We start from the raw sequence: 14,005 nt of genomic DNA on the forward strand, positions 1-14,005 counted from the left end.
TGCCGAGCTACGGAGGCCCCCGACTCTGGGCGGAAAAGACGACCACTACTCTGACGTGCATGGCGAAACGCGAATACGAGGTGCTACGGGGCAGCCACGGATCGAAGGTCAGGATCAACGCGCGAGGCAAGGACATCCTGCGCCATCCCAGGATCAATAGAGGCACGGCCTTCACCCATGAGGAGCGGGAGAAGCTCGGCCTGGTGGGCCTGCTTCCCAGCAATGTCACCCCGCTCTCCGCCCAACTTCAGCGCGGCTGGGCGCGACTGCAGGGCGAGCACACCCCTCTGGAGCGGTTCGCCTACCTGCAGGCACTCCGCGAACGCAACACCGTCTTGTTCTACCGGCTGCTGAGCGAGCACATCGAGGAGCTCATGCCGATCGTCTACACCCCCACCATCGGGGAGGCGATCACCGAGTTCAGCATGTGGTACCAGCGGATGAGCGGCACTTTCCTCAACATCGACCGCCCCGACCTCGTCGAGCAGTCGCTGCGCTCATCCGGCCTCGGCCCGGAGGACGTCGACATCATCGTCGTCACCGATTCCGAAGGCATCCTGGGCATCGGCGATCAGGGCGTGGGCGGCATCCAGATCTGTCTGGGCAAGAAGTCGCTGTATACGGCGGCCGGCGGACTCGATCCCGATCGCATGCTCACGGTGGTGCTCGACGTGGGCACCGACAACCTGCGCCTGCTCAACGACGACCTCTACCTCGGCGCCCGCCATGGCCGGGTCAGGGGCGACCGTTATGACGCCTTCGTCGACGCGTTCGTGAAGGCCGCGACGTCGCTCTTCCCCCGCGCGATGATCCACTGGGAGGACTTCGGGGCCGACAACGCGCACCGGCTGCTCTCCCGCTATCGCGACGAGATCTGCACCTTCAACGACGACATCCAGGGCACCGCGGCCGTCGTCGCCAGCGCCGTGCTGTCCGCCGTGCACTCGAAGAACGAACGCCTGGCGGACCAGCGCTTCGTGATCCACGGCGGCGGCACCGCAGGCATCGGCGTGGCCGACCTGCTCGTCGATCTCGTGGTCAAGGAGTCCGGCCTCAGCCATGAGCAGGCTCGCCGCCTCTTCTGGGTGACCGGCAGCCGGGGTCTCGTCACCGACGATCCCGCGATGCGATTCCGCGAGTTCCAGTTGCCCTACGCGCACCCGATGGACGAGCTGGCAGGCTGGTCCACCGACGCGCCGGGCGGCTACAAGCTGGCCGACATCGTGCGCAACGTGCATCCCACGGTCTTGATCGGCACCTCGGGCCAGCCGGGCTCCTTCACCGAAGCGATCGTCCGAGACATGGCCTCACACGTCGTGTCGCCGATCATCATGCCGCTGTCCAATCCCACCTCCCTCGCGGAGGCCACCCCCAGCGATCTGCTCGACTGGACCGACGGACGCGCACTGATCGCCACCGGCTCGCCGTTCGCCCCAGTCACCCGCGACGAGGTGACCTACCAGATCGCGCAGGCCAACAACGCGCTGGTCTTCCCCGGCATCGGTTTGGGCGTCGCGGTGTGCCGGGCCAACCGGGTGACCGACGCCATGATCGCCGCCTCCGCCGAAGCCGTCGCTTCGCTCGTGAAGGTGAACAAGCCCGGCCAGTCGCTGCTGCCCGCCATCAAGGATCTCCGTCACGTATCCGCCACCGTGGCCATCGCCGTCGCCGAAGCAGCCGCCCGCGACGGCGTGGCCGAGCAGCCGCTGACCAACCCCGTCGATCAAGTCTTCGACGCCATGTGGCGTCCGGTCTACCCCGAGCTGATCATCGAGGACGAGCTGCCGGAGGAGTGAGAGGAATCGACGGTAACTGCCGCTTATTGGCCGAGCTCGGCCAATAAGCGGCAGTTACCGTCGAAAAATCTCAGTTGGCGTTATAGACGCTCGCGCAGGGCCTTGAGACGGGCGAGCGAAGACTCGCGGCCCAGGATCTCCATCGACTCGAACAACGGCGGCGACACCCGACGGCCGGAGATGGCCACCCGGATCGGGGCGAAGGCGAACTTGGGCTTGATGCCCAGGCCCTCGACGATGCGCTCCCGCAGACCCGTCTGGATGGAGGCAGCATCCAGGGCGACCGACTCGGTCACGGCGATGGCGGCGTCGAGCACCTCGGCGGCATTGTCGGCCAGCGCCTCGACGGCGGCCGGATCCAGGACGAGATCCGCGTCGGCAGCGAACAGGTAGTCCAGCTGCGGCAGCGCGTCCTTCAGCACCACCAGGCGCTCCTGGATGATCGGCACAGCCTGGCGTAGCACGTCGAGATCGCGCTCGGACGGATCGCTCCATTGGCCGGTGTCCGACGCGAAGGTTGCGATCCGCGCGGCCAGTTCGTCGGCCGACAAGGTGCGGATATAGTGCCCGTTCAACCAGTCCAGCTTCTTGAGGTCGAAGATCGGGCCGACGGTGTTCACCTTCGACCACGAGAAGCGCTCGACGAACTCGTCGAAGCTGGAGACCTCGTGCTCCTCGTCGCCGGCGTAGCCCAGCAGCTGAAGGAAGTTCACCACGGCCTCGGGCAGGTAGCCCTCCTCCTTGAACCACATCAGCCGGGCGGCGGGGTTCTTGCGCTTGGAGATCTTCGACTTGTCGGTGTTGCGCAGCAGCGGCATGTGCGCGAACGCCGGCGCCTCCCAGCCGAGCCACTGATAGAGCAGCACGTGCTTGGGCGTCGAGCTGATCCACTCCTCACCGCGCACGACGGTGTTGATGCCCATCAGGTGATCGTCGACGACGACCGCCATGTGGTAGGTCGGGAAGCCATCAGCCTTCAGGATCACCTGATCGTCGGGACGGGGCGCCTTGACCTCGCCGCGGATGATGTCGTCGAAGGTGAGCGGGGCATCGTCGGGGATCAGCATCCGCACGACCGGGCGGTCGGTGAAGCCGGGCAGCGCCTCGCGCTCCTCCCGGGTCTTGCCGACGCACAGCCGGTCGTAGCCGGTGACCGACAGCTTCTGCGCGTTCTGTTCGGCTCGCAGCTCCGCGAGGCGCTCGGAGGAGCACCAGCAGTAGTAGGCGTGGCCCGCCTCGATCAGCTGCTCGACGTATGGGCGGTAGGTGTCCACCCGCTCCGACTGGCGGTACGGCTCGTACGGGCCCCCGACGTGCGGCCCCTCGTCGGGGTTGAGCCCCAGCCAGGCCAGCGAGTCGTAGATCTGTTGCTCGGAGCCCTGGACCAGGCGAGCCTGATCGGTGTCCTCGATCCGCAGCACGAACTTCCCGCCGGTCTTCCTGGCCCAGGCCAGATCGAACAGCGCCATGAACGCGGTTCCGACGTGCGGATCTCCGGTCGGCGACGGGGCAACACGGGTACGAGCAGGGGTGAGCGCTTCAGTCATAGTGGCCCCAACTCTAGTCGGGTTGCCCCGAAATGGCTGAGCCCCGGAACCCCGCTAACATGTCGCCATGACCGAAGCCGTTATGCCCTCCAACTTCATCTACGACGCTGTGCGCGCCGATCTGAACGACGGGCGCTACCAGCGGCTGCAGACCCGGTTCCCACCGGAGCCCAACGGCTACCTGCACATCGGCCACGCCAAGGCCATCGTGATGGACTTCGGCATCGCCGAGGATCTGGGCGGCACTTGCGTGCTGCGCTTCGACGACACCAACCCGGCCGCCGAGGACGAGGAGTTCGTGGCTGCCATCCTCGAGGACATCGCCTGGCTCGGCTACACCCCGTCGGAGGTGCGCTACGCCTCGGGCTACTTCCAGAAGCTGTATGAGTGGGCCGAGCTCCTGATCGGCAAGGGCCTCGCCTACGTCGACGACCAGACCGGCGAGGAGATCTCCGCCACCCGCGGCAGCTTCTCCGAGGCCGGCACCAACAGCCCGTACCGCGACCGTTCCATCGAGGAGAACCTCGACCTCTTCCGCCGAATGCGCGCCGGGGAGTTCGACGACGGCTCCCGCGTGCTGCGCGCCAAGATCGACATGGCCCACGAGAACATGCAGATGCGCGACCCGGTGATGTACCGGATCCGCCGCCTGCATCACCATCAGACCGGCGACGAGTGGCTGATCTACCCCACCTACGACTGGGCGCACGGCCAGTCCGACGCCATCGAGGGCACCACGCACTCGGTGTGCACCCTCGAGTTCGACTCGCACCGCCCGCTCTACGACTGGTTCTTGGCTCAGCTCGAGGTGGATGACGCCCCGCGCCAGATCGAGTTCGCCCGGCTGGAGCTGACGCATACGGTCACCTCCAAGCGTCGGCTGGCCAAGCTGGTCGCCGACGGCGTCGTGGACGGCTGGGACGACCCCCGGATGCCCACCCTGCGCGGCATGCGTCGACGCGGCTATCCGGCGGCCGCCCTGCGCGCCTTCTGCCGCGAGATCGGCACCACCCGCACCAACACCCGCCAGGCCATCGAGGCGCTCGAGTCCTACGTGCGACGCGAGCTGAACAAGACGGCGCTGCGCCGGATGGCCGTGCTGAAGCCGCTCAAGCTCACGCTGACCAATTGGCCGACGTACGACAGCGGCGCGCCGGTCGTCGACCATTTCGAGGTGGCGAACAACCCGGAGAACGCCGACGACGGCACTCGTCTGGTGCCCTTCACCGGCGAGCTGTGGATCGAGCAGGAAGACTTCATGGAGGTTCCCGCCCCCAAGTACTTCCGCCTGTCCCCCGGCCGCGAGGTCCGCCTGCGCGGCGCCTACTTCGTCACCGCCACCGACGTGGTCAAGGACGAGGACGGCAACGTCGTCGAGGTACTGGCCACCTACGATCCCGAGTCCAAGGGCGGCAACTCCCCCGACGGCCGCAAGGTGAAGTCGACGATGCACTGGGTCTCGCGCCCGCACGCGGTGGAGGTCTCTGCCGCGCTGTATGACCGGTTGTACTCCACGGAACTGCCGGGAGCCGCAACCGGGAACGCCGACGACGACCTCAACCCCCACTCCGTGGAGTCGCTGGAGCGCTGCTACGCCGAGCCGATCCTGGCCGAGGCCGAGCCCGGCGACGTGGTGCAGTTCGAGCGCCTCGGCTACTTCGCCGCCGACACCCGCACCCCATCGCTCTTCCACCGCACCGTCGGCCTCCGCGACGAATGGGCCGCCATCCAGAAGCGCTCCGGTCGTTGAGGTGCGACGAAGGAGCCTCGAAGCGACCGGTGGCCGAGGAACAGTCCTGACCAAAGCCCCTAGGCACCGTCGCTCTCTTCGAGGCTACGGCTTCGGGGCTCGTACTTCGAGGTTCGCTTCGCTCACACCTCAGCAACCACTCGCCCGGAGCCTCCGCACCTCAAAGAGCGAGGGCCAGGTGGGAAATCCCACCTGGCCCTCTTTCAGCTTGTCAGCTCAGTCAGATCACTTGATGATCTTGGTGACGTTGCCGGCGCCCACGGTGCGGCCGCCCTCACGGATGGCGAACTTGAGGTTCTCCTCCATTGCGATCGGCTTGTTGAGGTGGACGGTCATCTCGGTGTTGTCACCGGGCATCACCATGTCGGTGCCCTCGGGCAGCTGAACGACGCCGGTCACGTCCGTGGTACGGAAGTAGAACTGGGGCGAGTAGTTCGAGAAGAACGGCTTGTGACGGCCACCCTCCTCCTTGTTCAGCACGTAGACGTTGGCCTCGAAGTCGGTGTGCGGGGTGGTCGAACCCGGCTTGATGACGACCATGCCGCGCTCCACGTCTTCCTTCTTGGTGCCACGGAGCAGCAGGCCGACGTTCTCGCCAGCGCGACCCTCGTCGAGGATCTTGCGGAACATCTCAACACCGGTGACGGTGCTGGACTGCTTCTGCTCGCGGATGCCGATGATGTCGACGACCTCGCCGGTCTTGACGATGCCGCGCTCGATACGACCGGTGATGACGGTGCCACGACCGGTGATCGTGAAGACGTCCTCAACGGGCATCAGGAAGGGCTTCTCGGTGTCACGCGCCGGCTGCGGGATGTACTCGTCGACAGCGGTCATGAGCTCCATGATCGAGTCGGCCCACTTCTCGTCGCCGTTCAGGGCCGGGAAGGCCGCAACGCGCACGATCGGCAGCTCGTCGCCGTCGAACTCCTGAGCGGAGAGGATCTCGCGCAGCTCCATCTCGACCAGGTCGATCAGGTCGGCGTCCTCTTCGTCGATCATGTCGCACTTGTTGAGGGCGACGACGATCGCGGGCACGCCCACCTGGCGAGCCAGGAGGATGTGCTCGTGGGTCTGAGCCATCGGGCCGTCGGTGGCGGCGACAACGAGGATCGCACCGTCCATCTGGGCCGCACCGGTGATCATGTTCTTGACGTAGTCGGCGTGGCCGGGGCAGTCAACGTGCGCGTAGTGGCGCGCCTCGGTCTGGTACTCGACGTGCGCGATCGAGATGGTGATGCCGCGCTGACGCTCTTCGGGCGCCTTATCGATCTGGTCGAACGCCGAGACAGCGTTCCACTCCGGGTAGCGGTCGTGCAGCACCTTCGTGATCGCCGCGGTCAGAGTGGTCTTGCCGTGGTCGACGTGTCCGATGGTGCCGATGTTTACGTGCGGCTTGGTCCGCTCAAACTTGGCCTTTGCCACGAGGGCTCCTTCTAGGATCTCGCCACGCGGGATTGCGAGGCGTGCTTCGGGTCTTCCCGCACAAGACGCGCGGGTACAGCGCCTGATTTTACTGCACAAGCGCAAGCCCCACCAACTCTACCCCCCACGCCCCACGAGTCAATTCGAGAACGGGCGATCTGGGGACAACCGGGGACAAAGAGTGAGGGGCCGGGTGGAATGTCCACCCGGCCCCTCACTCAGCGATCACGGCGAGAGATCAGTCGCGGCCCTGGGCCTTGGCGACGATCTCGTCCATGATGTTGCGCGGCGTCTCGGCGTAGGAGTCGAACTCCATGGAGTACGACGCCTGACCCGAGGTCTTCGAGCGAAGATCGCCCACGTAGCCGAACATCTCGGACAGCGGCACGAGGGCCCGCACGACGCGGTTGCCGTGCTGCTCGTCCATCGCCTGGATCTGACCACGACGGGAGTTCAGGTCGCCGATCACGGTGCCGAGGTAATCCTCGGGTGTGGTGACCTCGACGGCCATCATCGGCTCCAGGATGGCCGGGTCGGCCTTGCGAGCGGCCTCCTTGAAGGCCTGCGCGCCGGCCAGCTTGAAGGCCAGCTCGGAGGAGTCGACGTCGTGGTAGGCGCCGTCGGTGAGGGTCACCTTGATGTTCTCGACCGGGTAGCCGGCGAGCACGCCGAACTGCATGGCCTCCTTGATGCCGTGGTCCACCGCAGGGATGTACTCGCGGGGGATGCGGCCACCGGTGACGGCGTTGACGAACTCGTAGCCCGAGCCCGGCTCGGTGGGCTCCAGGTCGATGATGACGCGGGCGAACTGACCGGAACCACCGGTCTGCTTCTTGTGCGTGTACTCGACCTTCTGCACCGGGCGGCGCAGGGTCTCGCGGTAGGCCACCTGGGGCTTGCCGATGTTGGCGACGACCTTGAACTCACGGCGCATGCGGTCGATGAGCACGTCCAGGTGCAGCTCGCCCATGCCGGCGATGATGGTCTGGCCGGTCTCCTCGTCGGTGTGGACGCGGAAGGTGGGATCCTCCTCCGCCAGGCGCTGGATCGCGTTGGACAGCTTCTCCTGGTCGGACTTGGTCTTGGGCTCGATGGCCTGCTCGATCACGGGGGCCGGGAAGGTCATCGACTCGAGCACGATCGGGTTGCTGGGATCGCACAGGGTCTCACCGGTGGTGGTGTCCTTGAGGCCCATCACCGCGCAGATCATGCCGGCGCCGATCGAGGGGATCTCCTCGCGCTTGTTGGCATGCATCTGGTAGATCTTGCCGATGCGCTCCTTGCGACCCTTGGTGGCGTTGAGCACCTGCGAGCCGGCCTGCAGCACGCCGGAGTAGACGCGCACGAAGGTCAGCTTGCCGAGGTGCGGATCCGCGGCCACCTTGAAGGCCAGGATCGAGAGCGGCTCGTCGTCGGACGGCTTGCGGGTGAGCTCCACCGACTCGTCGCCGGGCTTGAAGCCCTCGATGGCGGGCACGTCGAGCGGCGACGGCAGGTAGGCGACCACCGCGTCGAGCAGGGGCTGGACGCCCTTGTTCTTGAACGAGGTGCCGCAGACCACCGCGGTGAAGGTGTTGCTGATGACGCCCTTGCGGACGGCGGCCTTGATCTGCTCGGCCGAGGGCTCCTCGCCTTCCAGGTACATCTCCATGATCTCGTCGTCGACATCGGCGACGCGCTCGATCAGGGTCATGTGGGCGGCCTCAGCGGCCTCCTGGAGCTCGGCCGGGATCTCCTCGACCTCGTAGTCCTCGCCCATCTTGGTCTCGCCGCGCCAGGTGAGCGCACGCATCTCGACCAGGTCGACGACACCGAGGAAGTCGCCCTCGGCGCCGATCGGAAGCTGCAGCAGCACCGGGTCGGTGTTCAGGCGCTCACGGATGGTCTTGACCACGTGATCGAAGGAGGCACCGGTGCGGTCCAGCTTGTTCACGTAGCAGATGCGCGGCACGCCGTACTTGGTGGCCTGACGCCACACCGTCATCGACTGGGGCTCCACGCCTGCCACGCCGTCGAACACGGCGACGGCACCGTCGAGCACGCGCAGCGAGCGCTCCACCTCGACGGTGAAGTCGACGTGTCCCGGGGTGTCGATGATGTTGATCAGGGTGTCGTGCCAGAAGCAGGTGGTAGCGGCCGACGTGATGGTGATACCACGCTCCTGCTCCTGCTCCATCCAGTCCATCGTGGCGGCGCCGTCGTGGACCTCACCGATCTTGTAGCTCTTGCCCGTGTAGAACAAGATGCGCTCGGTGGTGGTGGTCTTGCCGGCATCGATGTGCGCCATGATGCCGATGTTGCGAACCTTGTTCAGGTCGGTCACTGTGCAGTCCTTTTGAAGTCTTTTTGCAATAGACAGGTGAGAGCCCCCGGCCCTTGGCAGGGCGCGGGGGCGCTACATCACCAGCGATAGTGCGCGAAGGCCCGGTTGGCCTCGGCCATCTTGTGCGTGTCCTCACGACGCTTCACGGAAGCGCCCAGGCCATTGGAGGCGTCGAGAATCTCGTTCATGAGACGCTCGGTCATGGTCTTCTCACGACGAGCGCGGGAGAAGCTGACCAGCCAGCGCAGGGCGAGCGTGGTCTGGCGGGCGGGCTTGACCTCGATCGGCACCTGGTAGGTGGCGCCGCCGACGCGACGCGACTTGACCTCGATGGACGGCTTCACGTTCTCGATGGCGCGCTTGAGCGTCTGCACGGGATCGTTGCCGGTCTTCTCGCGGGTGCCCTCGAGAGCGTTGTAGACGATGCCCTGAGCGACGGTCTTCTTGCCGTCGAGCAGGATCTTGCTGACGAGCTGGGAGACCAGCTGCGAGCCGTAAACGGGATCAGCGATAACGGGGCGCTTCGGCGCCGGACCCTTGCGAGGCATTACTTCTCCTTCTTGGCGCCGTAGCGGCTACGAGCCTGCTTGCGACCCTTGACACCCTGGGTGTCGAGGGAGCCACGGATGATCTTGTAACGAACGCCGGGGAGATCCTTCACACGACCGCCACGCACGAGCACCATCGAGTGCTCCTGCAGGTTGTGGCCGACGCCCGGGATGTAAGCGGTGACTTCGACGCCCGAGCTCAGGCGAACACGCGCAACCTTACGCAGCGCCGAGTTGGGCTTCTTGGGAGTGGTGGTGTACACACGCGTGCACACGCCCCGGCGCTGAGGAGAACCCTTGAGCGCGGGGGTCTTATTGCTGGAGACCTTGTCGGTCCGGCCCTTGCGGACCAGCTGCTGAATAGTTGGCACCTGTAGGCATCACTTTCGTTTTGCTGAGTGGATGGGTATCCCTGGCGTGCAACTCCCCTCGCCTGAAGCCGGGGTCACCGTTTCCCGGGGTTTCATACGAGGAATAGCTGCTGTGCGGCCGCTGCCACGGCATCCGGTTCCCCCTGCAACGGCGAGGACCTGATATTCGCGCTGGGCACGCACAACCGTGCCCGAGCAACCGAGCACGCCGATCTAGACTAGGTCAATTTCCAGTGATAAGCAAAACAGGGCACCTGCATCGCGCAGGTGCCCTGTCTTACAGGATCTCAGAACTCAGCGGAGCTCATCGAAGTCCAGATCGTCCAGCGGGATGGCCGGGCCGGTGGTCTCGGAACCGAACGTGTAATCGTACGGATCGAGGCTCGAGGTGTACGACGAGGCCTTGGCCTCCTCGGTGGGCTCCACCCGCATGTGACGGTACCGATCGAGGCCGGTGCCGGCGGGGATCAGCTTGCCGAGGATCACGTTCTCCTTCAGGCCCACCAGCGAGTCCGACTTGCCCTGGATGGCGGCGTCGGTGAGCACCTTGGTGGTCTCCTGGAAGGAGGCCGCGGACAGCCACGAGTCGGTAGCCAGCGAGGCCTTCGTGATGCCCATCAGCACGGGACGACCCTCGCCCGGACGGCCGCCCTCGGCGATCGCCTTGCGGTTGTGCGCCTCGTAGACCTGACGGTCCACCAGCTCGCCCGGCATCATCGCGGTGTCACCCGAGTTGATCACCGTGATCCGGCGAAGCATCTGACGGATGATGATCTCGATGTGCTTGTCGTGGATCGGCGCGCCCTGGGTGGCGTACACGCGCTGCACTTCCTCCACCAGGTGCTCCTGCACCTTGCGGAGACCGCGCACGCGAAGCACGTCCTGCGGGTCCACCTGACCGGCGGTCAGCTGCTGGCCGATCTCGACGCGCACGCCGTCGGCGATCTGCACGCGGTCACCGTTGTGGTCGTCGAACTCCAGACGGGTACGACGGGCGATCGGGTACTCCAGATCCTCGCCGCCGTCGTCGCGCACGATCACCAGCTTGCGGCTGCGATCGCCGTCGACGATCTTGACCACGCCGTTGGCCTCGGCGATCGGGGCCTTGCCCTTGGGCTGGCGGGCCTCGAACAGCTCGACCACACGCGGCAGACCCTGCGTGATGTCGTCGCCGGCCACACCACCGGTGTGGAAGGTACGCATCGTGAGCTGGGTGCCGGGCTCGCCGATCGACTGGGCCGCGACGATACCGACGGCCTCGCCGACGTCCACCGTCTTGCCGGTGGCCAGCGAGCGGCCGTAGCACATGGCGCAGGTGCCGGTGGCGGCCTCACAGGTGAGCACGGAGCGCACCTTGACGGAGGTCACGCCGGCCTTGACCAGAGTGTCGATCTCAGCGTCGCCCAGATCGATGCCGGCCGCGACCAGCAGCTCGCCGTTGGCGTCGGTGACGTCCACGGCCAGCGCACGGGCGTAGACCGAGGTCTCGACGTTGTCCACCATCTCCGCGCGTCCGTCGACGACGGTCGCGATGGTCTTGGCGAGGCCGCGCTCGGTGCCGCAATCCTCCTCGCGGATGATCACGTCCTGAGACACGTCCACCAGACGACGGGTCAGGTAACCGGAGTCTGCGGTGCGCAGAGCGGTGTCGGCCTGTCCCTTACGACCACCGTGCGTCGAGATGAAGTACTCGAGCACGGAGAGGCCCTCGCGGAAGTTCGACTTGATGGGCCGGGCGATGATGTCGCCCTTCGGGTTGGCCACCAGGCCTCGCATGGCCGCGATCTGGCGCATCTGGGTCATGTTTCCTCGGGCACCCGAGTCCACCATCATGAAGATCGGGTTGTCGGAGGTGAAGTTCTCCTTCATGGCCTCGGTCAGCTCCGTGGTGGCGGCCGTCCAGATCTCGATGAGCTCCTGGCGACGCTCGTCGTCGGTCACCACGCCCAGCTCGTACTGGCGGTCCATCTTGGCGGCACGCTTCTCGTACGAGGCCAGGATCTCGGGCTTCTGCGGCGGGGTCTGCACGTCGGAGATCGACACGGTGACACCGGAACGCGAGGCCCAGCGGAAGCCCATGTCCTTCAGGTTGTCCAGCGTGGAGGCCACGACGACCTTCGGGTACTCCTCGGCCAACTGGTTGACGATGCCGCCGAGCACCTTCTTGCCCACGACCTCGTTCACGTAGCCGAAGTCCTCCGGCAGCGCCTCGTTGAAGAGCGCACGACCGAGCGTGGTCTCCACAAGGTAGGAGCCATCGGCACGCTGCGGCACGCCCGGCACGACGACGTCGCGCAGCGCGATCCGCACCTTGGAACCGATCGCCAGCTCACCCTGATCGTGAGCCATGATCGCCTCGGCCAGCGAGGAGAACACCCGACCGGCACCGGCTCCCTCGCGCTCCAGCGTGAGGAAGTAGTGGCCGATGATCATGTCCTGGGTGGGCATGGTCACGGGACGACCGTCGGCGGGCTTCAGGATGTTGTTGGTCGACAGCATCAGCACGCGGGCCTCGGCCTGAGCCTCAGCGGACAGCGGCAGGTGCACGGCCATCTGGTCACCGTCGAAGTCCGCGTTGAAGGCGGTGCAGACGAGCGGGTGGATCTGGATGGCTTTGCCCTCGATCAGCTGCGGCTCGAAGGCCTGGATGCCGAGGCGGTGCAGGGTTGGTGCACGGTTCAGCAGCACGGGGTGCTCCGCGATGACCTCTTCCAGCACATCCCACACCACCGGGCGCTGGCGCTCGACCATGCGCTTGGCGGCCTTGATGTTCTGGGCGTGGTTGAGATCGTCGAGGCGCTTCATGACGAACGGCTTGAACAGCTCGAGCGCCATGGCCTTGGGCAGACCGCACTGGTGCAGCTTGAGCTGCGGGCCCACCACGATGACCGAGCGGCCCGAGTAGTCGACGCGCTTGCCCAGCAGGTTCTGACGGAACCGGCCCTGCTTGCCCTTCAGCATGTCCGAGATGGACTTCAGCGGACGGTTGCCGGGGCCCGTGACGGGGCGACCGCGACGGCCGTTGTCGAACAGCGAGTCGACGGCCTCCTGCAGCATGCGCTTCTCGTTGTTCACGATGATCTCGGGGGCGCCGAGATCCAGCAGGCGCTTCAGGCGGTTGTTGCGGTTGATCACGCGACGGTACAGGTCGTTCAGGTCGGAGGTCGCGAAGCGGCCACCGTCGAGCTGCACCATGGGGCGGAGATCCGGCGGGATGACGGGAACGGCGTCGAGCACCATGGCGGCGGGATGGTTGTCGCCGCTGCGGAACGCGTTGACCACCTTGAGCCGCTTGAGCGCGCGCGTCTTGCGCTGGCCCTTGCCGGTCTCGATGATCTCGCGCAGGTTCTGCTCTTCGGCGTCGAGGTCGAAGGTCTGGAGGCGCTTCTGGATCGCCTCGGCGCCCATGTAGCCCTCGAAGTACTTGCCGTAGCGCTTCTTCATCTCGCGGTAGAGCATCTCGTCGCCCTCGAGATCCTGGACCTTGAGGGTCTTGAAACGCTGCCACACCTCGTCGATGCGATCCAGCTGACGCTGCGTGCGGGTGCGAATGAGGCCGGTCTCCTTCTCGGCGGCCTCGCGCACCTTGCGCTTCACGTCGGCCTTGGCGCCCTCTTCCTCGAGCTGGGCGAGATCCTCTTCCAGCTTGTGCATGCGCGCCTCGATGTCGGCGTCGCGACGGGCGGCGACCTGCTTGGTCTCCACCTCGTGACGGGCCTGCAGCGAAGACAGGTCGCGGTGGCGGGCCTCGTCGTCGACCGCGGTGATCATGTGCGCGGCGAAGTAGATGACCTTCTCGAGATCCTTCGGGGCGACGTCCAGCAGGTAGCCCAGCCGGCTCGGCACGCCCTTGAAGTACCAGATGTGGGTCACAGGAGCGGCCAGCTCGATGTGGCCCATGCGCTCGCGGCGCACGTTGCTGCGGGTCACCTCGACGCCACAGCGCTCGCAGATGATGCCCTTGAAGCGCACCCGCTTGTACTTGCCGCAGTAGCACTCCCAATCCCGGGTGGGACCGAAGATCTTCTCGCAGAAGAGGCCGTCGCGCTCGGGCTTGAGCGTGCGGTAGTTGATGGTCTCCGGCTTCTTGACCTCGCCAAAGGACCATTCACGAATCTGCTCGGCGCTCGCCAGGCCGATGCGCAGCTCGTCGTAGAAGTTCACGTCCAGCACGTTGCTTCTCTTTCCCCTACTGATCTGTAGGTGATGGTTTCGTCTGAGTTTGTTCCTTGATGACTGAGTGCC

General features: G+C 65.9%; 8 protein-coding genes. 2 read left to right on the forward strand and 6 right to left on the reverse strand.

Going from position 1 to position 14,005, the window contains the following annotated elements; genetic code table 11:
• Positions 1-59 precede the first annotated feature (59 nt).
• Positions 60-1,796: an NAD-dependent malic enzyme gene (locus tag P0D62_RS01365; RefSeq protein WP_275700816.1), complete on the forward strand. Its 1,737-nt coding sequence runs from the start codon at positions 60-62 to the stop codon at positions 1,794-1,796.
• An 80-nt stretch (positions 1,797-1,876) separates the two neighbouring features.
• Here P0D62_RS01365 and gltX read toward each other — a convergent pair whose 3' ends face one another.
• Complete coding sequence (gene gltX / locus P0D62_RS01370; RefSeq protein WP_406708207.1) at positions 1,877-3,265, reverse strand: glutamate--tRNA ligase; 1,389 nt, start codon at positions 3,263-3,265, stop codon at positions 1,877-1,879.
• 145 nt (positions 3,266-3,410) lie between these two features.
• Here gltX and P0D62_RS01375 point away from each other — a divergent pair, with 145 nt between their 5' ends.
• Positions 3,411-5,093 (forward strand): glutamine--tRNA ligase/YqeY domain fusion protein, encoded by a 1,683-nt coding sequence (locus P0D62_RS01375; protein ID WP_275700818.1) that lies wholly within the window; start codon positions 3,411-3,413, stop codon positions 5,091-5,093.
• Between the two features lie 225 nt (positions 5,094-5,318).
• On the opposite strand, the gene tuf is transcribed toward P0D62_RS01375, so the two are convergent.
• The 5 genes from tuf to P0D62_RS01400 form a co-directional block, all read right to left on the reverse strand.
• Positions 5,319-6,518 carry an elongation factor Tu gene (tuf, locus tag P0D62_RS01380; RefSeq protein ID WP_275700819.1) on the reverse strand — a complete coding sequence of 400 codons (1,200 nt, stop codon included), beginning with the start codon at positions 6,516-6,518 and terminating at the stop codon, positions 5,319-5,321.
• A gap of 238 nt (positions 6,519-6,756) precedes the next feature.
• Entirely contained in the window at positions 6,757-8,805 is a 2,049-nt protein-coding gene (gene fusA, locus P0D62_RS01385; protein WP_406708208.1) for an elongation factor G, read from the reverse strand.
• Between the two features lie 113 nt (positions 8,806-8,918).
• Complete coding sequence (rpsG, locus tag P0D62_RS01390) at positions 8,919-9,389, reverse strand: 30S ribosomal protein S7 (protein WP_275700821.1); 471 nt, start codon at positions 9,387-9,389, stop codon at positions 8,919-8,921.
• Positions 9,389-9,760 carry a 30S ribosomal protein S12 gene (rpsL, locus tag P0D62_RS01395; protein ID WP_275700822.1) on the reverse strand — a complete coding sequence of 124 codons (372 nt, stop codon included), beginning with the start codon at positions 9,758-9,760 and terminating at the stop codon, positions 9,389-9,391. The genes rpsG and rpsL overlap by 1 nt, the downstream gene beginning before the upstream one ends.
• A gap of 294 nt (positions 9,761-10,054) precedes the next feature.
• Entirely contained in the window at positions 10,055-13,933 is a 3,879-nt protein-coding gene (locus P0D62_RS01400; RefSeq protein WP_275700823.1) for a DNA-directed RNA polymerase subunit beta', read from the reverse strand.
• Between the last annotated feature and the right edge of the window lie 72 nt (positions 13,934-14,005).

The sequence above is a fragment of the Tessaracoccus caeni genome, assembly GCF_029211185.1.
GTDB classification, from domain to species: Bacteria; Actinomycetota; Actinomycetes; order Propionibacteriales; family Propionibacteriaceae; genus Arachnia; species Arachnia caeni.